This is a genomic window from Pseudomonas sp. MT3 (genome assembly GCF_054720805.1).
In genome coordinates this window covers 116,277-136,637 of the sequence record NZ_JBTVPY010000011.1, presented here as the reverse complement: position 1 = coordinate 136,637, position 20,361 = coordinate 116,277, and the positions used below count along the sequence as shown (strand labels likewise).

General features: G+C 65.6%; 18 protein-coding genes. 12 read left to right on the top strand and 6 right to left on the bottom strand.

Going from position 1 to position 20,361, the window contains the following annotated elements:
- Positions 1-9: 9 nt before the first annotated feature.
- From frr to rpsB, 4 genes are all read right to left on the bottom strand, one after another.
- Complete coding sequence (gene frr, locus ACYCAX_RS13560) at positions 10-567, bottom strand: ribosome recycling factor (protein WP_015476261.1); 558 nt, start codon at positions 565-567, stop codon at positions 10-12.
- Position 568: 1 nt separating this feature from the next.
- On the bottom strand, positions 569-1,306 hold the full coding sequence (gene pyrH, locus ACYCAX_RS13555) for a UMP kinase (protein WP_015476260.1): 738 nt from the start codon (positions 1,304-1,306) through the stop codon (positions 569-571).
- Between the two features lie 205 nt (positions 1,307-1,511).
- Positions 1,512-2,381, bottom strand: coding sequence for a translation elongation factor Ts (gene tsf, locus ACYCAX_RS13550; RefSeq protein ID WP_015476259.1), 870 nt, complete (start codon positions 2,379-2,381; stop codon positions 1,512-1,514).
- A gap of 124 nt (positions 2,382-2,505) precedes the next feature.
- Positions 2,506-3,246 (bottom strand): 30S ribosomal protein S2, encoded by a 741-nt coding sequence (gene rpsB, locus ACYCAX_RS13545; RefSeq protein ID WP_015476258.1) that lies wholly within the window; start codon positions 3,244-3,246, stop codon positions 2,506-2,508.
- Positions 3,247-3,545: 299 nt separating this feature from the next.
- Here rpsB and map point away from each other — a divergent pair, with 299 nt between their 5' ends.
- From map to dapC, 3 genes are all read left to right on the top strand, one after another.
- The gene (gene map, locus ACYCAX_RS13540; RefSeq protein WP_294979273.1) at positions 3,546-4,328 is read left to right on the top strand and encodes a type I methionyl aminopeptidase; all 783 of its coding nucleotides are present in this window, start codon (positions 3,546-3,548) and stop codon (positions 4,326-4,328) included.
- 329 nt (positions 4,329-4,657) lie between these two features.
- Positions 4,658-7,357, top strand: coding sequence for a [protein-PII] uridylyltransferase (locus ACYCAX_RS13535; protein ID WP_460248227.1), 2,700 nt, complete (start codon positions 4,658-4,660; stop codon positions 7,355-7,357).
- Between the two features lie 39 nt (positions 7,358-7,396).
- On the top strand, positions 7,397-8,593 hold the full coding sequence (dapC, locus tag ACYCAX_RS13530) for a succinyldiaminopimelate transaminase (RefSeq protein ID WP_460248226.1): 1,197 nt from the start codon (positions 7,397-7,399) through the stop codon (positions 8,591-8,593).
- Between the two features lie 110 nt (positions 8,594-8,703).
- On the opposite strand, the gene ACYCAX_RS13525 is transcribed toward dapC, so the two are convergent.
- Positions 8,704-10,365 (bottom strand): Na+/H+ antiporter, encoded by a 1,662-nt coding sequence (locus tag ACYCAX_RS13525; RefSeq protein ID WP_294979697.1) that lies wholly within the window; start codon positions 10,363-10,365, stop codon positions 8,704-8,706.
- A 163-nt stretch (positions 10,366-10,528) separates the two neighbouring features.
- Here ACYCAX_RS13525 and ACYCAX_RS13520 point away from each other — a divergent pair, with 163 nt between their 5' ends.
- From ACYCAX_RS13520 to ACYCAX_RS13500, 5 genes are all read left to right on the top strand, one after another.
- Positions 10,529-10,888: an ArsC family reductase gene (locus ACYCAX_RS13520; protein ID WP_460248225.1), complete on the top strand. Its 360-nt coding sequence runs from the start codon at positions 10,529-10,531 to the stop codon at positions 10,886-10,888.
- A gap of 11 nt (positions 10,889-10,899) precedes the next feature.
- A complete protein-coding gene (locus ACYCAX_RS13515; protein ID WP_015476252.1) occupies positions 10,900-11,526 on the top strand; it encodes a LysE family translocator in 627 nt (208 codons plus the stop codon).
- Positions 11,527-11,569: 43 nt separating this feature from the next.
- Positions 11,570-12,604, top strand: coding sequence for a 2,3,4,5-tetrahydropyridine-2,6-dicarboxylate N-succinyltransferase (dapD, locus tag ACYCAX_RS13510; RefSeq protein ID WP_015476251.1), 1,035 nt, complete (start codon positions 11,570-11,572; stop codon positions 12,602-12,604).
- A gap of 94 nt (positions 12,605-12,698) precedes the next feature.
- Complete coding sequence (locus ACYCAX_RS13505) at positions 12,699-13,904, top strand: aminotransferase class V-fold PLP-dependent enzyme (RefSeq protein ID WP_460248224.1); 1,206 nt, start codon at positions 12,699-12,701, stop codon at positions 13,902-13,904.
- Entirely contained in the window at positions 13,901-14,311 is a 411-nt protein-coding gene (locus tag ACYCAX_RS13500; protein WP_460248223.1) for a SufE family protein, read from the top strand. Before ACYCAX_RS13505 ends, ACYCAX_RS13500 begins: the two co-directional genes overlap by 4 nt.
- Positions 14,312-14,390: 79 nt before the next feature.
- On the opposite strand, the gene tcdA is transcribed toward ACYCAX_RS13500, so the two are convergent.
- Positions 14,391-15,197: a tRNA cyclic N6-threonylcarbamoyladenosine(37) synthase TcdA gene (gene tcdA, locus ACYCAX_RS13495; RefSeq protein ID WP_015476248.1), complete on the bottom strand. Its 807-nt coding sequence runs from the start codon at positions 15,195-15,197 to the stop codon at positions 14,391-14,393.
- A gap of 299 nt (positions 15,198-15,496) precedes the next feature.
- Between tcdA and ACYCAX_RS13490 the strand changes: the two genes are divergently transcribed.
- The 4 genes from ACYCAX_RS13490 to ACYCAX_RS13475 all read left to right on the top strand — a co-directional run bounded on the left by ACYCAX_RS13490 (position 15,497) and on the right by ACYCAX_RS13475 (position 20,356).
- Positions 15,497-18,094 (top strand): glycosyltransferase, encoded by a 2,598-nt coding sequence (locus tag ACYCAX_RS13490; protein WP_015476247.1) that lies wholly within the window; start codon positions 15,497-15,499, stop codon positions 18,092-18,094.
- 125 nt (positions 18,095-18,219) lie between these two features.
- Positions 18,220-19,377, top strand: coding sequence for a succinyl-diaminopimelate desuccinylase (dapE, locus tag ACYCAX_RS13485; protein ID WP_460248222.1), 1,158 nt, complete (start codon positions 18,220-18,222; stop codon positions 19,375-19,377).
- Entirely contained in the window at positions 19,374-19,553 is a 180-nt protein-coding gene (locus ACYCAX_RS13480) for a hypothetical protein (RefSeq protein WP_041711810.1), read from the top strand. Before dapE ends, ACYCAX_RS13480 begins: the two co-directional genes overlap by 4 nt.
- Positions 19,547-20,356 carry a putative RNA methyltransferase gene (locus tag ACYCAX_RS13475; protein ID WP_015476245.1) on the top strand — a complete coding sequence of 270 codons (810 nt, stop codon included), beginning with the start codon at positions 19,547-19,549 and terminating at the stop codon, positions 20,354-20,356. The genes ACYCAX_RS13480 and ACYCAX_RS13475 overlap by 7 nt, the downstream gene beginning before the upstream one ends.
- Positions 20,357-20,361: the final 5 nt, after the last annotated feature.

Genomic DNA, 20,361 nt, shown 5'->3' with positions numbered 1-20,361 from the left:
ACCCGGCCGTCAGACGGCCATCAGATCCGCTTCCTTGGCCTCGAGGGCCTTTTCGATCTCGGCGACGAACTTGTCGGTGATCTTCTGCACATCATCACCAGCACGACGCTCGTCGTCCTCGCTGATTTCCTTCTCTTTCTGCAGGTCCTTCAGCTGAGCCAGGGCATCGCGACGGATGTTGCGCACGGAAACGCGAGCCTGCTCGGCCTCGGCACGGGCCTGCTTGGTGAAGCCCTTGCGGGTTTCCTCGGTCAGGGCCGGCATCGGGACGCGAATGGTGGTGCCGGCGGTCGCCGGGTTCAGGCCCAGGTCGGAGGTCATGATGGCCTTCTCGACCGCCTGGATCATGCTCTTGTCGAACACGCTCAGGGCCAGGGTGCGGGAATCTTCCACGGTGACGTTGGCGACCTGGCGCAGCGGGGTATCGGAACCGTAGTAGGACACCATGACGCTATCCAGGATGCTCGGATGAGCACGGCCGGTACGAATCTTGGCGAAGGCGTGGCCCAGGGCTTCCAGGGTTTTGCCCATGCGATCCTGCGCTTCCTTCTTGATCTCGTTGATCATCTCAATCCTCCTCGATCAGGGTGCCTTCAGCACCACCTACAACAATATTCAGCAGCGCGCCGGGCTTGTTCATGTTGAACACACGCAGCGGCATTTTCTGGTCCCGGCACAGGCAGATGGCGGTGAGGTCCATCACACCCAGCTTGCGATCGAGCACTTCATCGTACGTCAGACGTTCGAATTTCTCGGCATTCGGGTCCTTGAACGGGTCGGCAGTGTACACGCCGTCCACCTTGGTCGCCTTGAGTACTACGTCAGCATCTATTTCGATGGCGCGCAGGCAGGCGGCGGAGTCGGTGGTGAAGAACGGGTTGCCGGTACCGGCGGAGAAGATCACGACCTCGCCGCTGTTCAGGTGGCGCATGGCCTTGCGGCGGTCGTAATGATCGGTGACGCCGACCATGGAAATGGCCGACATGACGATGGCGGTGATGTTCGAACGCTCCAGCGCATCGCGCATGGCCAGGCCGTTCATCACGGTGGCCAGCATGCCCATGTGGTCGCCGGTAACGCGATCCATTCCCGCCGCGGACAGCGCCGCGCCACGGAACAGGTTGCCACCGCCGATGACCAGGCCGACCTGGACACCGATCCCCACGAGCTGGCCGATTTCCAGGGCCATCCGATCGAGCACCTTGGGGTCGATGCCGAATTCCTCGGCCCCCATCAGGGCTTCGCCGCTCAGTTTTAGAAGAATGCGTTTATAGCGAGGTTGACGAGCGCTCAGCTGCTGAGCCATGACCTATTTCTCCTGCGGCGATTGAATGCTTGGCGCCCACGGCGCCTTGGTTTGGAAGCGTGGACCCGCCACGCTTACGGCGCTGTCAACCCGCCGTGCGGGCCTGCGCTGTGGAAACCGCCCCATTTGGCTTCCCCAGTTTGGCAAAGAGGCCGCGCGCGTTAGCGGGCAGCCTCTTGCGGGGCGACAGTCGTGAGACCGTCTATTACTGCTTGGAAGCGGCTACTTGAGCAGCAACCTCGGCAGCGAAGTCGGCTTCGGCCTTCTCGATGCCTTCGCCTACTTCATAACGGATGAAGGAAACGATTTCGGCGCCGGCTTTCTTGGCCAGTTCACCGACCTTGACTTCCGGATCCTTGACGAACGCCTGCTCGACCAGGCTGGCCTCGGCCAGGAACTTCGAGATACGGCCTTTGACCATGTTCTCGACGATATTCTCCGGCTTGCCGGCGATCTTGTCGGCGTTCAGAGCCAGGAAGATTTCCTTCTCCTTGGCAACGGCTTCTTCGGAAACCTGCGACGGATCGAGGAACTGCGGGTTGCTGGCAGCGATGTGCATGGCGATGTCGCGAGCCAGGTCAGCGTTGCCGCCCTTCAGGGTGACCAGAACGCCGATGCGGTGGCCGTGCAGGTAGGCGCCAACCACGTCACCTTCGGCGCGAGCCAGACGACGGATGTTGACGTTTTCGCCGCACTTGGCGACCAGGGCTTCACGGGCCGGCTCTTGTTCCGCGATCAGCGGAGCGGCATCGGTCAGCTTCTGGGCAAAAGCCTTGTCCAGGCAAGCAGCCACGAAGCCTTTGAAGTCATCCTGCAGGGCCAGGAAGTCGGTCTGCGAGTTGACTTCGATGATGGTAGCGGCCTTGGCGTCATCAGCCACTTTAACGGCGATGGAGCCTTCGGCGGCGATGTTGCCAGCCTTCTTGGCAGCCTTGATGGCGCCGGAAGCGCGCATGTCGTCGATGGCCTTCTCGATATCGCCTTCGGCGGCTACCAGGGCCTTCTTGCACTCCATCATGCCCTGGCCGGTACGCTCACGCAGTTCCTTGACCAGTGCTGCAGTAATTTCTGCCATTTCGAAATCCTCTTGAGTTGCTCTCAAAACCAGATCGCCCGGATGCCCGGGCGGAATTACAGGGTGGCAAAAAGGGGGCCTAGCCCCCTTTCCGCGCACCACAGGACGTCTGGACGTCCTGGAATCAGCCTTCGGCGGATTCGGCCGGCGCTTCTTCTACGAACTCGTCAGCAGTCACGCCACCGGCGGACTTGCCACGCAGTACGGCTTCGGCCATGGAGCCCAGGTACAGCTGTACGGCGCGGATGGCGTCGTCGTTACCCGGGATAACATAGTCAACGCCTTCCGGGCTGCTGTTGGTATCGACGATGCCGATGACCGGGATGCCCAGCTTGTTGGCTTCGGTGATAGCAATGCGCTCGTGGTCGACGTCGATCACGAACAGAGCGTCCGGCAGGCCGCCCATGTCCTTGATGCCGCCCAGGCTGCGATCCAGTTTTTCCAGATCACGGGAGCGCATCAGGGCTTCTTTCTTGGTCAGCTTGGCGAAGGTGCCGTCCTGAGCCTGGGTTTCCAGCTCGCGCAGACGCTTGATCGACTGACGGATGGTCTTGTAGTTGGTGAGCATGCCGCCCAGCCAACGGTGGTCGACGTACGGCATGCCGCAACGGGCAGCTTCTTCGCGAACGATCTTGCCGGCGGAACGCTTGGTGCCGACGAACAGGATCTTGTTCTTGCCCTGGGCCAGGCGCTCAACGAAGGTCAGGGCCTCGTTGAACATCGGCAGGGTTTTTTCGAGGTTGATGATGTGGATCTTGTTACGCGCGCCGAAAATGAACTTGCCCATTTTCGGGTTCCAGTAACGGGTCTGGTGGCCGAAGTGCACACCGGCCTTCAGCATATCGCGCATATTGACTTGGGACATGATAGTTCCTCGATAAGTCGGGTTAGGCCTCCATGCATCCCAACGGCCAACCCTCCGAACCAGTCGAAAGGCACCCAGGCCATCGTGTCGATGCATGTGTGGGTTAATGCCTCGAAACGGCCGTAGCCTTCGAAGCGGGGCGCTTTATACCACAACCCCGGCCTCAGCGAAACCCGAACAGATATCCGGCACCACCCGACCACCCTGCCGTCCCTTATATAGGAGACCGCCAAGTCTGATAGACTTGCGTATTCCTCTCATTTGACCCGCGCGTACGCTGCGCCTGATAGAGAAATCGCATGACCGTTACCATCAAGACGCCCGAAGACATCGAGAAAATGCGCGTCGCCGGCCGTCTGGCCGCCGAAGTGCTGGAAATGATCGGCGAGCACGTCAAGCCTGGCGTCACCACCGACGAACTGGACCGCATCTGCCACGACTACATCGTCGACGTGCAGAAGGCCATTCCCGCGCCGCTGAACTACAAGGGCTTCCCCAAGTCCATCTGCACCTCGATCAACCACGTGGTGTGCCACGGTATCCCCAACGACAAGCCGCTCAAGGAAGGCGATATCGTCAACCTCGATATCACCGTGATCAAGGACGGCTACCACGGCGACACCAGCAAGATGTTCCTGGTCGGCAAGACCCCGGAATGGGCTGACCGCCTGTGCCAGATCACCCAGGAATGCATGTACAAGGGCATCGACGTGGTCAAGCCGGGTGCGCGCCTGGGCGACATCGGCGAAGTGATCCAGAAGTACGCCGAGAAGAACGGCTTCTCGGTGGTGCGCGAGTACTGCGGCCACGGCATCGGCAAGGTGTTCCACGAGGAGCCCCAGGTGCTGCATTACGGCCGCGCCGGCACTGGCCTGGAGCTCAAGGAAGGCATGATTTTCACCATCGAGCCGATGATCAACCAGGGCCGCCCGGAAACCCGCCTGCTGGGCGACGGCTGGACCGCCATCACCAAGGACCGCAAGCTGTCCGCGCAGTGGGAGCACACCGTGCTGGTCACCGCCGACGGCTACGAGATCCTGACCCTGCGTAACGACGAAAGCTTCCCGCGCACCTCGGCCTGAATGGTTGTTCAAAATCTTGCGAGCTAGAGCAGAACAAGGCGCAACGACCAGCGGGAGTAACAGCCACAGGCTGGCCCGAAGGGTGAGCGCCAGCGAATCAAACAGGCGAGGACGCGGAGTTTACGCGCTGTAAATGAGCAGTCCTCGCCTGTTTTTAACGCAGTTATGCCGACGCGCAGCAGATTTTGTGTGGTTTGCAATCTCGCCGACGGCTGGGTAGAACATACAAATCCCGGCCCGGCACAGCCATCGGGCCTGGCGCCAAGCGCACAGGCCCGGTTGCCCTCTTGCCCCTGCCCTCCCCTAAGCCATTGATCAGGAAGGCCGCCATGCCGCAGGTGGATCCCGAGTTGTTCGACCGTGGGCAGTTCCAGGCGGAACTGGCCCTCAAATCCAGCCCCATCGCCGCCTTCAAGAAGGCCATTCGTCAGGCCAACGAGGTGCTCGACGCCCGCTTCAATGGCGGCCGCGACATCCGCCGGCTGATCGAGGACCGCGCCTGGTTCGTCGACCAGATCCTGCAGCGGGCCTGGAATCGCTTCGACTGGGGCGACGACGCCGACATCGCGCTGGTCGCCGTGGGCGGCTACGGGCGCGGCGAACTGCACCCGCACTCGGACATCGACCTGCTGATCCTGCTCGACAGCGAGGACCAGGAGACTTTCCGCGAGCCCATCGAAGGTTTCCTCACCCTGCTCTGGGACATCGGCCTGGAAGTCGGCCAGAGCGTGCGCTCGGTGGCCGAGTGTGCCGAGGAGGCCCGCGCCGACCTCACCGTGGTCACCAACCTGATGGAGTGCCGGACCATCTCCGGCCCCGACAACCTGCGCCAGCGCATGCTCGACGCCACCAGTGCGCAGCAGATGTGGCCCAGCGGTCAGTTCTACCTGGCCAAGCGCAAGGAACAGATCCACCGCCACACCAAATACAACGACACCGAATACAACCTCGAGCCCAACGTGAAGGGCTCCCCCGGCGGCCTGCGCGACATCCAGACGCTGCTCTGGGTTGCCCGCCGCCATTTCGGCAGCCTCAACCTGCACGCCCTGGTGCGCGAAGGCTTCCTGGTGGAGAGCGAATGCTCGGTGCTGGCCTCCAGCCAGGAATTCCTCTGGAAGGTCCGCTACGCCCTGCACATGCTCGCTGGCCGCGCCGAAGACCGCCTGCTTTTTGACCACCAGCGCAGCATCGCGAAGATACTCGGCTACGAGGGCAACGACGCCAAGCTGGCCGTCGAGCGCTTCATGCAGAAGTACTACCGCGTGGTAATGGCCGTTTCCGAGCTGAACGACCTGATCATGCAGCACTTCGAGGAAGTGATCCTGCGCGCAGGTGAGAATGGCCAGATCCAGCCGCTCAACAGCCGCTTCCAGCTGCGCGACGGCTACCTGGAAGTCACCCACGCCAACGTCTTCAAGCGCACCCCGTTCGCCCTGCTGGAAATCTTCGTGCTACTCGCACAACACCCGGAGATCAAGGGCGTGCGCGCCGATACGATCCGCCTGCTGCGCGACAGCCGGCACCTGATCGACGACGACTTCCGCCACGACATCCGCAACACCAGCCTGTTCATCGAGCTGTTCAAGTGCCAGGAAGGCATCCACCGCAACCTGCGGCGGATGAACCGCTACGGCATCCTCGGCCGCTACCTGCCGGAGTTCGGCCTGATCGTCGGGCAGATGCAGCACGACCTGTTCCACATCTATACGGTCGACGCGCACACCCTCAACCTGATCAAGCACCTGCGCAAGCTGCGCCGCCCGGACATGGCGGAGAAGTACCCACTGGCCAGCAAGATCATGGAGCGCCTGCCCAAGCCGGAACTGATCTACATCGCCGGCCTCTACCACGACATCGCCAAGGGCCGTGGCGGCGACCATTCGGAACTGGGCGCGGTGGATGCCGAGCACTTCTGCCAGCGCCACCAGTTGCCGCCGTGGGACACGAATCTGGTGTCCTGGCTGGTGCAGAACCACCTGATCATGTCCACCACCGCGCAGCGCAAGGATTTGTCCGACCCGCAGGTGATCTACGACTTCGCCCAACTCATGGGCAACCAGACCTACCTCGACTACCTCTACGTGCTCACCGTGGCCGACATCAACGCCACCAACCCGACGCTGTGGAACTCCTGGCGCGCCAGCCTGCTGCGCCAGCTCTACACCGAGACCAAGCGCGCGCTGCGCCGCGGCCTGGAGAACCCGGTGGACCGCGAGGAGCAGATCCGCCAGACGCAGAGCGCGGCCATCGACATCCTGGTGCGCGGCGGCATCGACCAGGACGATGCCGAGCAGCTCTGGAGCCAGCTGGGCGACGACTACTTCCTGCGCCACACCGCCGCCGACGTGGCCTGGCACACCGAGGCCATCCTCCAGCACCCGGACGACGGCACCCCACTGGTACTGATCAGGGAAACCGCCCAGCGCGAGTTCGAGGGTGGCACGCAGATCTTCATCTACGCCGCCGACCAGCACGACTTCTTCGCCGTGACCGTGGCGGCGATGGACCAGCTCAACCTGAACATCCAGGATGCGCGGATCATCACCTCGACCAGCCTGTTCACCCTCGACACCTACATCGTGCTCGACGCCGATGGTGGTTCGATCGGTGACAATCCCGCCCGTGTCGCTGAAATTCGCGAAGGCCTGGTGAGTGCCCTGAAGGACCCGGACGAGTACCCGACCATCATCCAGCGCCGCGTACCGCGCCAGCTCAAGCACTTCGCCTTCGCCCCGCAGGTGACCATCTCCACCGACGCGGCCCGCCAGGTCAGCGTACTGGAAGTCACCGCGCCGGACCGTCCGGGCCTGCTGGCACGCATCGGCGGGCTGTTCCTGGACTTCGACCTGTCGGTACAGAACGCCAAGATCGCCACCCTGGGCGAGCGCGTGGAGGACGTGTTCTTCGTCACCGATGCGCACAACCAGCCGCTCTCCGACCCGGATTTGTGCAAACGCATCCAGACCGCCCTGGTGGACATCCTCTCGGACAGCGGCCAGTACACCATGCCGGTGCGCATCAGCATCTAAGCCGTCTTTTGTAAGAATCAAGATAGAAAGAGCCTTGCCATGAATCCTGCCCTCGACTCGCTCCAGCCCTACCCCTTCGAGAAGCTCCGCGCCCTGCTGGCCGGCGCCCAGCCGCCGGCGGAGCTGAAGCCCATCGCGCTGTCCATCGGCGAGCCCAAGCACCGCTCGCCGGACTTCGTCGCCAAGGCCCTGGCCGATAACCTCGACCAGTTGGCGGTCTACCCGACCACCCTGGGCATTCCCGCCCTGCGCGAAGCCATCGCCGCTTGGTGCGAGCGCCGCTTCAAGGTGCCGGCCGGCTGGCTGGACGCCGCGCGCCACGTGCTGCCGGTGAACGGCACCCGTGAGGCGCTGTTCGCCTTCACCCAGACCGTGGTGGACCGCAACGCCAAGGGCCTGGTGATCAGTCCGAATCCGTTCTACCAGATCTACGAAGGTGCGGCCCTGCTGGCCGGTGCCGAGCCGCACTACCTGCCCTGCCTGGAAGACAACGGCTTCAACCCGGACTTCGACGCCGTGCCGGCGGAGGTGTGGGCGCGCTGCCAGATCCTCTTCCTCTGCTCGCCGGGCAACCCCACCGGTGCTCTGGTGCCGCTGGAGACCCTGAAGAAGCTGATCGCCCTGGCCGACGAACACGACTTCGTGATCGCCGCCGACGAGTGCTACAGCGAGCTGTACTTCGACGAGCAGAACCCGCCGGCCGGCCTGCTGACCGCCTGCGCCGAACTGGGCCGCTCGGACTTTGCGCGCTGCGTGGTGTTCCACAGCCTGTCCAAGCGCTCCAACCTGCCGGGCCTGCGTTCGGGCTTCGTCGCCGGTGACGCCGAGGTGCTGAAGAAATTCCTCCTGTACCGCACCTACCACGGCTGCGCCATGCCGGTTCAAACCCAGCTGGCCAGCGTCGCGGCCTGGAAGGACGAGGATCACGTGCGCGCCAACCGCGACCTGTACCGCGAGAAGTTCGACGCCGTGCTGGACATCCTCGGCGGCGTGCTCGACGTGCAACGCCCGGACGGCAGCTTCTACCTGTGGGCCAAGACCCCGGTCGCCGACACCGAGTTCTGCCGCGGCCTGTTCGATGCGCAGCACGTTACCGTGGTGCCGGGCTCCTACCTGTCCCGCGAGGTGAACGGCGAGAACCCCGGCGCCAACCGCGTGCGCATGGCGCTGGTGGCTCCGCTGGCCGAATGCGTGGATGCGGCCGAGCGGATCAAGCGCTACGTACAGGGCCTGTAAAGCTGCACACCCTGTAGGAACGAGCTTGCTCGCGAACGGATTCCTGCCGGACACCGGTGCCAGGCGGTTCGCGAAGCAAGCTCACCCCTGCGAAAGCAATCAAAGCCGGTTTACACCCACCGCCCCGCCTTGCTGGTCACCCAGGCTTCCTGGGTGTCCAGCTCCCCCAGCACCTCGCGCAGAGTCTCGTCGTCGATCTCGTGCTCGCGGCGCATCCGGTACAGCTCCAGCCGCTGCGCGCGCAGCGCCTTGATGCGCAGCGCCTGATCGGCGAGTTCCAGACTGCGGGCGCGCTCGCGGGCCTCCAGGCTGTCCGGAGCAGGATCCAGCTGATGGCGGTATTCGGCCATCAGCTTCGCCTTGACCTCAGCCAACCGCGCCGTTACCTCGGCATCGGTGTTTTCCCTGGCTGGCAGCTCCTCGCTTTCCAGCATGCGGATCGCCGCCACCGCAGTCTTGCGCCAGACCTGCCGCACCTCCAGCTCGCGGCGGTCATTGCTGGCCGCCGGCAGTCCGCGCAGCAGGATCGGCAGGCCGATGGTCGCCGCCAGCAACGACACCAGGATCACTCCGGCGGCGATGAAGATGATCAGATCGCGCTGCGGAAACGGCGAGCCATCCCCCAGCAGCAACGGCACCGAGAGCACGCCCGCCAGGGTCACCGCCCCGCGCACCCCGCCCAGCGCGGAAATGGCCGACAGCCGCAGGGTCGGCTCCCCCGGACGACCGCCCAGTTCGACGCCCCACCAGCGCTCGAAGCGCACCGCGACCTTCCAGTAGCACCAGACCCAGGCGAAACGCAGCAGCAGCAACGCCGCGAAGACCGCCAGCACATAGAACAGCAGTTGCGACGAATGCCAGAGCATGTCGTCGGCATGGTGCGCCACCGACTTGAGGATGTCGGGCAACTGCAGGCCGAGCAGGAGGAACACCACCCCGTTGAAGGCGAACTCCAGCATCGACCACACGCTGCGGTTGAGCAGCCGGGTATTGGTCTGTCGCGGCAACAGGTCGACCCAGCTCTGCATCATGCCGGCCGCCACCGCGGCGAGGATGCCGGAGACGCCCACCTCCTCGGCCACCATGTAGGAGGCGAACGGCAACAGCAGCATCAGCACCACGTGGGTCGCCGGATCGTCCCAGCCGCGACGGATCATCCAGCCACGGATGCGCCCCAGCAGCCAGCTCAGCAGCACGCCGCAGGCCAGGCCGCCCACCGCCACCAGCAGGAACGACAGGCTGGCATCCATCAGCGAGAAGGTTCCGGTCATGGCGGCGGCGATGGCGAACTTGAACGCCACCAGGCCCGAGGCATCGTTCATCAGCGCCTCGCCCTGCAGGACGTGCATCAAGCGCCTGGGCAGGCGATTCTGCGCAATGGCCGAGACCGCCAGCGCATCGGTGGGCGACAGCACCGCCGCCAGGGCGAAGGCCGCCGCCCAGGGAATCTCCGGTATCAACACGTGGATGAAGGCGCCACCGACCACCACCGTGACCAACACCAGGGCGAATGCCAGCGCCAGGATCGGCCCGCGCATCTTCCAGAACTCGCCCTTGGGCATGCGCCAGCCATCGACGAACAGCAGCGGCGGGATGAACAGGAACATGAAGAGTTCGGGATCGAGCGCCACGTGCAGCCCCAGGCTCGGCCAAGCCAGCGCGGCGCCGGCGGCGATCTGGATCAATGGCAGCGGCAGCGGGATCAGCTGCGCGGCGAGCCGCGTGCCCCCGACGGTCAGCAGCAGGATCAGCACGGTGTAAACGGTTTGCATCGACGAACTCCCGGCACAGCGCTGCATTGAACCATCGGTGCAACGACGGATCAGCCTCCGGATCGGCAACAGACTGTTGCAATCCGCCGATTCCCCCGCCGGCATCCCGCAAGGCAACGGGAAGTGGCATAATCCCGCGCCTGAATAAAGCATGAAAAAGGAGATGCGCCCCGTGAGTCAGCGGACGCTGTATGGAATCAAGGCGTGCGACACCATGAAGAAAGCCCGCACCTGGCTGGACGAACATGGCGTCGAGTACGCATTCCACGACTACAAGACTAGCGGAATAGACCGCGCGCACCTGGAGCAATGGTGCGCCGAGCACGGTTGGGAAACCCTCCTGAACCGCGCCGGCACCACCTTCCGCAAGCTCGACGACGCCCGCAAAGCCGATCTCGACCAGGCCAAGACCATCGAACTGATGCTCGCCCAGCCGTCGATGATCAAGCGCCCGGTTCTGGATCTGGGCGGCCGCACCCTGGTCGGCTTCAAGCCCGACAACTACGCCGCCGCGCTGGCCTGAGCCGTCCCGCCATGAGCATCGCCTGGGCCCTGTTCCTCCCCGCCTGCTTCGCCCTGAACCTGGCGCCGGGACCGAACAACCTGCTGTCGCTGAACAACGCCGCGCGCTTCGGCCTGCTGCGCGCGACCCTCGCCGGCAGCGGTCGGCTGCTGGCGTTCGCCGGCATGCTGGCCCTGGCCGCCTCCGGCCTGGCGCTGGTGCTGCAGACCTCGGCCTGGCTGTTCCTGGTGATCAAGGTGATTGGCGCCGCCTACCTGCTGTGGCTGGCCGTGCAACTCTGGCGCGCCCCCACCGCCGACCTGCAGGTGAATGGCGCCGCCGTCCCGGCCAGCAGCCTCTGGCGCCTGACGCGCCAGGAGTTCTGGGTCGCCGCCGGCAATCCCAAGGCAATTTTGATCTTCACCGCCTTCCTGCCGCAGTTCGTCGATCCGCACCAGGCCGTGGCCGCCCAGTTCGCCCAGCTCGGTACGGCCTTCCTGCTGCTGGAATGGCTGGCCATCGCCCTCTACGGGCTTGCCGGGCTCCACCTCGGCAAGCTGCTCGCCGGCGCACGCGCCCGGCGCCTGTTCAACCGTGGTTGCGCCGCGCTGCTGGGCAGCGCCGGGCTGGGCCTGCTGCTCAGCCGTCGTCCGGCCTGACCGAATACCCTCTTCGAGATTCTCTTTTCAAGGAAGCACCCACATGTCGAAATCCCTGTTCAGCCTGGCCTTCGGTGTCGGCACCCAGAACCGCCAGGGCAACTGGCTGGAAGTCTTCTACGCACAGCCGCTGCTCAAGCCCAGCGCCGAACTGGTCGCCGCGATCAGCCCGCTGCTGGCCTATCAGGGCGGCAACCAGGCGATCGCCTTCACTGCCCACCAGGCCTACCAGCTGGCCGACGCCGTCAAGGGCGTCGATGCAGCCCAGGCCGCCCTGCTCAACCGCCTGGCCGAGAGCCAGAAGCCGCTGGTCGCCACTGTGCTGGCCGAAGACGCCGCCCCCACCTCCACCCCGGAGGCGTATCTCAAGCTGCACCTGCTGTCCCATCGCCTGGCCAAGCCGCACGGCCTGAACCTGACCGGCATCTTCCCGCTGCTGCCGAACGTGGCCTGGACCAACCAGGGCGCCGTCGACCTGGCCGAACTGGCCGAGCTGCAACTGGAGGCGCGCCTGAAGGGCAAGCTGCTGGAAGTCTTCTCCGTCGACAAGTTCCCGAAGATGACCGACTACGTGGTCCCGAGCGGCGTGCGCATCGCCGACACCGCTCGCGTGCGCCTGGGCGCCTACATTGGTGAAGGCACCACCGTGATGCACGAAGGCTTCGTCAACTTCAACGGCGGCACCGAAGGCCCGGGCATGATCGAAGGCCGCGTCTCCGCGGGCGTGTTCGTCGGCAAGGGCTCTGACCTGGGCGGCGGCTGCTCCACCATGGGCACCCTGTCCGGCGGCGGCAACATCGTCATCAGCGTCGGCGAAGGCTGCCTGATCGGCGCCAACGCCGGCATCGGCATCCCGCTGGGCGACCGCAACATCGTCGAAGCCGGCCTGTACGTCACCGCCGGCACCAAGATCGCCGTGCTGGACGACCAGAACAACCTGGTGAAAGTGGTCAAGGGCCGCGACCTGGCTGGCCAGCCGGACCTGCTGTTCCGCCGCAACTCCCAGACCGGTGCGGTCGAGTGCAAGACCAACAAGACCGCGATCGAATTGAACGAAGCGCTGCACGCGCACAACTAAGCTTGAGCAGCCCGCTCGCGCGGGGTTCGCACTAAGCTTGAAAAACGGGGGCTGCGGCCCCCGTTTTCCATTTTCCGCAACCGGCCACACGCCCATGTCCATTCCCTCGCCCTGGCGCTCCGACTTCCCGGCCCTTGCCACCTTCGAGGCCGAAGGCCAGACCTACCTCGACAGCGCCGCCACCGCACAGAAGCCCCAGGCCATGATCGATGCCCTGGCCGGCTACTACGCCAGCGGCGCCGCCAACGTACACCGCGCCCAGCACCTGCCCGGCGAACGCGCCACCCGTGCCTTCGAGGCCACCCGCACCCTGGCGGCCAATTGGCTGAACGGCGGCAGCCCGGCGCAGATCATCTTCACCGGCGGCGCCACCGAAGCGCTGAACCTGCTGGCCTATGGCCTGGAAAGCCAGTTCCAGACCGGCGACGAGATCGTCATCAGCGCCCTGGAGCACCACGCCAACCTGCTGCCCTGGCAACAACTGGCACTCCGACGCGGGCTGAAACTGGTGGTCCTGCCCCTGGATCGTAGCGGGCGCATCGACCTGGAGCGCGCCGCCAGCCTGATCGGCCCGCGCACGCGACTGCTCGCCGTCAGCCAGCTGTCCAACGTGCTCGGCACCTGGCAACCGCTGCCGGAACTGCTGCAGATGGCTCGGCAGCACGCTGCGTTGACCGTGGTCGACGGCGCCCAGGGCGTGGTCCACGGCCGGCACAACCTGTCCGCGCTGGGCTGCGACTTCTACGTCTGCTCCAGCCACAAGCTCTACGGCCCGGAAGGGCTCGGCCTGCTCTGGGGCCGCCCGGAGGCACTGGAACGCCTGGCGCACTGGCAGTTCGGCGGCGAGATGGTCCGCGTGGCGGACTACTTCGATGCACAGTTCCACAACGCCCCCATCGGCTTCGAAGCGGGCACCCCGCCCATCGGCGCGGTCATCGCCCTGGGTGCCACGCTGGAATGGCTGGCGCGCCTGGACGGCGCCGAAGTCAGTGCCCACGAGGCCATCCTCCACGCCCACCTGCTCGCCGGCCTGCGCGCCCGCGATGGCGTGCGCGTGCTGGGCGAGCCGGAAGTGGCGCTGGCCAGCTTCGTGGTGGAGGGCGTGCACGTCGCCGACCTCGGCCACCTGCTCACCGAGCAGGGCATCGCCGTACGCGCCGGGCACCACTGCGCCATGCCGCTGATGAAGACCCTGGATGTCGCCGGTGCCCTGCGAGTCTCCCTCGGCCTGTACAACGACGGCGCCGACCTGGAGCGTTTCTTCCACGCGCTGGACAGTGCCCTGGAGCTGCTGCAATGAACCTGCCCGCCGCTGCCGCCGAGGCGCTGCAGGCCTTCACCGCGCTGCAAGGCTGGGAGCAGCGCGCGCGCCTGCTGATGCAATGGGGTGAACGCCTGGAGCCGCTGAGCGATACCGAGCGCAGCGACGAACACCGCGTGCACGGCTGCGAGAGCAATGTCTGGCTGGTGGCGGATTCGCGCGCTGGCCGTTGGCACTTCCGCGCCTACAGCGATGCGCGCCTGCTGCGCGGGCTGCTGGCGTTGCTGCTGGTGCGGGTGGATGGCTTGCCGGGGCCGGAGCTGGCGGAGGTCGATCTGGCGGGCTGGTTCAACCAACTGGGGCTCGGCCGACAGCTATCGCCCTCGCGCAGCAATGGCTTGAATGCGGTGCTCAAGCGGATGCAGGATCTGATCGTAGATTTGTAGGAGCGAGCTTGCTCGCGAACCGCTTGATTCCGTAGCTGCCGGAACCCGTTCGCGAGCAAGCTCGCTCCTACAAGAGCATTCAGCCCGCAGCGCGCTCCGAGGGCCGACGCGCGCCGGCGACAATCTTGTCCACCGCCCGCGCCGCCGCGACCATGCCGAAGGTGGCGGTGACCATCATCACCGCGCCGAAGCCGCCGGCGCAATCCAGCTTCACCCCTTCGCCGACGAAGCTCTTGGACTGGCACACGGTGCCGTCCGGCTTCGGGTAACGCAGCTGCTCGGTGGAAAACACGCACTGCACGCTGTAATGCCGGCCCGGCGTGCGCGAGAAGTTGTAGTCGCGGCGCAGCGTCGAGCGGACCTTGGCGGCCAACGGATCGTTGAAGGTCTTGTTCAGGTCGGCGACCTGGATCTGCGTCGGGTCCACCTGCCCGCCCGCGCCACCGGTGGTGATGATCTGCAACTTGCGGCGCTTGCACCAGGCGATCAGCGCGGCCTTGGCGGCGACGCTGTCGATGCAGTCGATCACGCAGTCCAGCTCGGGAGTGATGTAGTCTGCCATCGTCTCGCGGGTGACGAAATCGGTGACAGCGTGTACGACGATACCAGGGTTGATCGCCTTCAGGCGCTCGGCCATCACCTCGACCTTGGGCTTGCCCACGGCGCCCTGCAGCGCATGCACCTGGCGATTGGTGTTGGTGACGCAAACGTCGTCCAGGTCGAACAGCGAAATCTCGCCCACGCCGCTGCGCGCCAGGGCCTCGGCCGCCCAGGAACCCACGCCGCCGATCCCGACCACCGCCACATGGCTGGCCGCCAGCCGCTCCAGGCCCTCACGGCCGTAAAGCCGGGCGATTCCGCCGAAACGCTGTTCATCCAGTTGCATCGCCCACACCTCGCATCGAAACGGCCGGCATTCTATAACGACCGGACTCCTGTAACGACCGGCCCCCTATAACAATCGGCCTGGGCCCGCCTGCAACAAAGCCCGATTGCCACAGTCTCAGTCACGCGCCTGCCCCACATTCTAAACTGTCGGAAAATGCCCACGAACGCCCGCGCGGCGGACCGCCGGCAACCTGTACAGCCCCCGGAGTGCGGGGTAGGATGCGCCCCGTCCGAGCTATCCCGTACAGAGATTGTCCCGGCCCCTCCCCGTTCCACCCTTTGGAACCCGATCGCACCATGCCTGCACGCAAGTTCGGCCTCAACCTGGTGGTCTTCGTCGCCCTCGCGGCACTCTTCACCGGTTTCTGGGCCCTGTACAACCGCCCCGTCACGGTTCCCGCCTGGCCGGAAAGCATCTCCGGATTCTCCTTCTCGCCCTTTCGCCTGAACCAGAATCCACAGAAGAACCAGTTCCCCAGCGACGACGAGATCCGCTCGGACCTGGAACTGGTGGCGAAACAGACCGACAACATCCGCACCTATTCGGTGAAAGGCTCGCTGGCCGACATCCCGCGCCTGGCCGAGGAGCTCGGTATGCGCGTCAGCCTCGGCATCTGGATCGGTCCGGACGAGGCCGAGAACGAAGCCGAGATCGAGCGCGGCATCGAGATCGCCAACAACTCGCGCAGCGTGGTGCGAGTGATCGTCGGCAACGAGGCGCTGTTCCGCCGCGAGGTCACGGTCGAACAGATGACCGCCTACCTGGACCGCGTACGCAAGGCGGTGAAGGTGCCGGTGACCACCGCCGAGCAGTGGCACATCTATGAGAAGTACCCGGAGCTGGCCAAGCACGTCGACCTGATCGCCGCCCACGTGCTGCCCTACTGGGAGTTCACCCCGATGGACGACTCGGTACAGTTCGTCCTCGACCGCGCCCGCGAGCTGCGCGCCAGGTTCCCGCGCAAGCCGCTGCTGCTGGCCGAAGTCGGTTGGCCGAGCAATGGCCGCATGCGCGGCGGCGCCGACGCCACCGGCGCCGACCAGGCCATCTACCTGCGCCGGCTGACCAACGCACTGAACAAGAAGGGCTACAACTACTTCGTCGTCGAGGCCTTCGACCAGCCGTGGAAAGTCGGTGACGAAGGTTCGGTCGGTGCCTACTGGGGCGTCTACAACGCCCAGCGCCAGCCCAAGTTCAACTTCGAGGGGCCGGTGGTGAACATCCCGCAGTGGCGCGCCCTGGCAGTGGCCTCGGTGGTGATGGCACTGCTCGCCCTGACCCTGCTGATGATCGACGGCAGCGCCCTGCGCCAGCGCGGGCGGACCTTCCTCACCGTGGTCGCCTTCGCCGGCGGCTCGGTGCTGGTATGGATCGCCTACGACTACAGCCAGCAATACAGCACCTGGTTCAGCCTGACCGTCGGCGGCCTGCTGGGCATCGGCGCGCTGGGCGTGTTCATCGTCCTGCTCACCGAGGCCCACGAACTAGCCGAGACCGTCTGGGTGCGCAAGCGCCGCCGGCCGTTCGACCCGGTGCTGACCGACACCAGCTATCGCCCCAAGGTCTCGGTGCACGTGCCGTGCTACAACGAGCCGCCGGAGATGCTGAAGAAGACCCTGGATGCCCTGGCCAAGCTCGATTACCCGGACTACGAAGTCCTGATCATCGACAACAACACCAAGGACCCGGCCGTCTGGGAACCGGTGCGCGACTACTGCGAAGTGCTCGGCCCGCGCTTCCGCTTCTTCCACGTCGCGCCGCTGGCCGGCTTCAAGGGCGGCGCGCTGAACTACATCCTGCCGCACACCGCGCCGGACGCCGAAGTCGTCGCGGTGATCGACGCCGACTACTGCGTCGAGCCGAACTGGCTCAAGCAGATGGTGCCGCACTTCAGTGATCCGAAGATCGCCGTGGTGCAATCGCCGCAGGACTATCGCGACGGCGAGGAGAACGTCTTCAAGAAGCTCTGCTACGCCGAGTACAAGGGCTTCTTCCACATCGGCATGGTCACCCGCAACGACCGCGACGCGATCATCCAGCACGGCACCATGACCATGATCCGCCGTACCGTGATGGACGAGCTGAAGTGGGCCGACTGGACCATCTGCGAGGACGCCGAGCTGGGCCTGCGAGTGTTCGAGAAAGGCTATTCGGCCGCCTACTCGCACCAGAGTTTCGGCAAGGGGCTGATGCCGGATACCTTCATCGACTACAAGAAGCAGCGCTTCCGCTGGGCCTACGGCGCCATCCAGATCATGAAGGGCCACGCCCGCGCCCTGTTCCAGGGCAAAGACAGCAAGCTCACCCTCGGCCAGCGCTACCACTTCATCGCCGGCTGGCTGCCGTGGATCGCCGATGGCATGAACATCTTCTTCACCGTCGGTGCGCTGCTCTGGTCCTCGGCGATGATCATCGTGCCCAAGCGGGTCGACCCGCCGCTGCTGATCTTCGCCATCCCGCCGCTGGCGCTGTTCTTCTTCAAGTTCGGCAAGATCATGTTCCTCTACCGCCGCGCGGTGGGCGTGAACCTGCTGCGCTCGTTCCAGGCGGCCGTGGCCGGTCTGGCCCTGTCGCACACCATCGCCAAGGCGGTGCTCTACGGGGCGTTCACCAAGACCATCCCGTTCTTCCGCACGCCGAAGATGGCCTCCAACCACGGCATCCTCGTAGCCCTCGCCGAGGCGCGGGAGGAAGTCTTCATCATGCTGCTGCTGTGGGGCGCGGCGCTGGGCATCGTGCTGGTGCAGGGCGTACCGAGCCGGGACATGATGTTCTGGGTGTCCATGCTGCTGGTGCAGTCCCTGCCCTACCTCGCCGCACTGGTGATGGCGCTGCTGTCGTCGGCGCCAGGGCCGCAGCCGGCGCCGGCCGCGGACGCCGCGCCAGCCCGCTGAACCTTGTAGGAGCGAGCTGGCTCGCTCCTACCAAGGCCGTCACCGTCCATCTCCTCGTAGCAACGCCGGCCAAACGCCGGCGTTTTTGCTTTAAGATGGGCGCCTTTTTCCGTTCCACCCCCAGGATGCCCCTCATGTCCCTCTCGCCGACACTGGCCCTCGCCTGCGAGCTGATTCGCCGTCCCTCCGTCACACCGGTCGATGCCGACTGCCAGCAGTTGATGATGCAGCGCCTGGACGCCTGCGGCTTCGCCCTGGAGCCCATGCGCATCGAGGAAGTGGACAACTTCTGGGCCCTGCGCCAGGGCCGCGACGGCGCCAACGGCCCGGTGCTGTGCTTCGCCGGCCACACCGACGTGGTCCCCACCGGCCCCGAACAGGCCTGGCAGCACCAGCCGTTCGACGCCCTGATCGACGCCGACGGCATGCTCTGCGGCCGAGGAGCTGCGGACATGAAAGGCAGCCTGGCGTCGATGATCATCGCCACCGAGCGCTTCGTCGCCGACCACCCGGACCATCGCGGCAGCATCGCCTACCTGATCACCAGCGACGAGGAAGGCCCGGCCCATCACGGCACCAAGGCCGTGGTCGAGCGCCTGAAGGCGCGCAACGAGCGCCTGGACTGGTGCATCGTCGGCGAACCCTCCAGCACCACCCTGGTCGGCGACGTGGTGAAGAACGGTCGCCGTGGCTCCCTGGGCGCCACCCTTAGCGTGCGTGGCAAGCAGGGCCACGTGGCCTACCCGCACCTGGCGAAGAACCCGATCCATCTCGCCGCCCCGGCCCTGGCGGAGCTGGCTGCCGAGCACTGGGACAACGGCAACGACTACTTCCCGCCGACCAGCTTCCAGATCTCCAACATCAACGGCGGCACCGGCGCGACCAACGTGATCCCGGGCGAACTGAAGGTGATCTTCAACTTCCGCTTCTCCACCGAATCCACCGTGGAAGGCCTGCAGCAGCGCGTCGCCGCCATCCTCGACAAGCACGGCCTGGACTGGCACATCGACTGGGCGCTGTCCGGCCTGCCGTTCCTCACCCAACCGGGTGAGCTGCTCGACGGCGTGGCCGCCGCGATTCTTGCCGTCACGGGCCGCGAGACCACCCCCTCGACCTCGGGCGGCACTTCCGACGGCCGCTTCATCGCCACGATGGGCACCCAGGTGGTCGAGCTCGGGCCGGTGAACGCCACCATCCACCAGGTGGACGAACGCGTACTGGCCAGCGACCTCGATGTGCTGACCGAAATCTACTACCAGACCCTGGTGCGACTGCTGGCATGAGTGGAACCAACAAAGGCTTCTGCCTGGGCGCCATCCAGCCCGACACCCCGCCGCCCACGCCTGCCGCCGAGCGCCGCTACGCCCTGCGCGTGTACCAGATCGCCCAGCGTCGCCGTTCGCTGCCGACCGTGCTGCGCAGCGACCTGCCGCAGCCGCTGGGGAAAAAGGAATGCTGATCTGTCCGCTGTGCCGCGAGGCGCTCAGTACCGTCGACAATGGCGTGGCCTGCCCCGCCGGCCACCGTTTCGACCGCGCCCGCCAGGGCTATCTGAACCTGCTGCCGGTACAGCACAAGAAGAGTCTCGATCCGGGTGACAACGCAGCGATGGTCGAGGCACGCCGGCACTTCCTCGGCGCCGGCCACTACGCGCCGCTGGCCGGACGACTGGCCGGACTGGCCACCGAGCGCGCACCGGGCCGCTGGCTGGATATCGGTTGCGGCGAGGGCTACTACACCGCGCAACTGGGCGAAGCTCTTCCCGAGGCCGACGGCTATGCACTGGACATTTCCCGCGAGGCCGTCAAACGCGCCTGCCGCCGCGCCCCGCAACTGACCTGGATGGTCGCCAGCATGGCCCGCGTGCCGCTGGCCGATGCCTCCTGCCAGTTGCTGGCCAGCGTGTTCAGCCCGATCGACTGGAAGGAAGCGGCACGCCTGCTCACTCCAGGCGGCGGCGTGCTGCGTCTGGGTCCGGCGCGCGATCACCTGCTGGAACTGCGTCAGCGCCTGTACGACGAAGTCCGCGAGTACGTCGAAGACAAGCACCTCGCCGACTTGCCCGAAGAACTGAAGCTGGCACACAGCGAACAGCTGAGCTTCAAGCTGCCGCTGCACACCCGTGAAGCCCGCGAACACCTGCTGGCGATGACACCCCACGGCTGGCGGGTCAACCCCGAACGGCGCGAGCGCATCCTCGCCGAGCCTTTCGAGGTGACGGTCGCGGTACGCTACGATTGGCTGGAACGCCAAGAACCCTGACGAGG

Excerpts from the sequence above, each read along its gene's own strand:
- dapC (WP_460248226.1), top strand. The coding sequence starts at position 7,397 with ATGAATCCTGCCCTCGACTCGCTCCAGCCCTACCCCTTCGAGAAGCTC.
- dapD (WP_015476251.1), top strand. The coding sequence starts at position 11,570 with ATGTCGAAATCCCTGTTCAGCCTGGCCTTCGGTGTCGGCACCCAGAAC.
- map (WP_294979273.1), top strand. The coding sequence starts at position 3,546 with ATGACCGTTACCATCAAGACGCCCGAAGACATCGAGAAAATGCGCGTC.
- pyrH (WP_015476260.1), bottom strand. The coding sequence starts at position 1,306 with ATGGCTCAGCAGCTGAGCGCTCGTCAACCTCGCTATAAACGCATTCTT.
- ACYCAX_RS13500 (WP_460248223.1), top strand. The coding sequence starts at position 13,901 with ATGAACCTGCCCGCCGCTGCCGCCGAGGCGCTGCAGGCCTTCACCGCG.
- dapE (WP_460248222.1), top strand. The coding sequence starts at position 18,220 with ATGCCCCTCATGTCCCTCTCGCCGACACTGGCCCTCGCCTGCGAGCTG.
- ACYCAX_RS13535 (WP_460248227.1), top strand. The coding sequence starts at position 4,658 with ATGCCGCAGGTGGATCCCGAGTTGTTCGACCGTGGGCAGTTCCAGGCG.
- ACYCAX_RS13490 (WP_015476247.1), top strand. The coding sequence starts at position 15,497 with ATGCCTGCACGCAAGTTCGGCCTCAACCTGGTGGTCTTCGTCGCCCTC.
- ACYCAX_RS13515 (WP_015476252.1), top strand. The coding sequence starts at position 10,900 with ATGAGCATCGCCTGGGCCCTGTTCCTCCCCGCCTGCTTCGCCCTGAAC.
- ACYCAX_RS13480 (WP_041711810.1), top strand. The coding sequence starts at position 19,374 with ATGAGTGGAACCAACAAAGGCTTCTGCCTGGGCGCCATCCAGCCCGAC.
- ACYCAX_RS13505 (WP_460248224.1), top strand. The coding sequence starts at position 12,699 with ATGTCCATTCCCTCGCCCTGGCGCTCCGACTTCCCGGCCCTTGCCACC.
- tcdA (WP_015476248.1), bottom strand. The coding sequence starts at position 15,197 with ATGCAACTGGATGAACAGCGTTTCGGCGGAATCGCCCGGCTTTACGGC.
- ACYCAX_RS13475 (WP_015476245.1), top strand. The coding sequence starts at position 19,547 with ATGCTGATCTGTCCGCTGTGCCGCGAGGCGCTCAGTACCGTCGACAAT.
- tsf (WP_015476259.1), bottom strand. The coding sequence starts at position 2,381 with ATGGCAGAAATTACTGCAGCACTGGTCAAGGAACTGCGTGAGCGTACC.
- frr (WP_015476261.1), bottom strand. The coding sequence starts at position 567 with ATGATCAACGAGATCAAGAAGGAAGCGCAGGATCGCATGGGCAAAACC.
- ACYCAX_RS13520 (WP_460248225.1), top strand. The coding sequence starts at position 10,529 with ATGCGCCCCGTGAGTCAGCGGACGCTGTATGGAATCAAGGCGTGCGAC.
- rpsB (WP_015476258.1), bottom strand. The coding sequence starts at position 3,246 with ATGTCCCAAGTCAATATGCGCGATATGCTGAAGGCCGGTGTGCACTTC.
- ACYCAX_RS13525 (WP_294979697.1), bottom strand. The coding sequence starts at position 10,365 with ATGCAAACCGTTTACACCGTGCTGATCCTGCTGCTGACCGTCGGGGGC.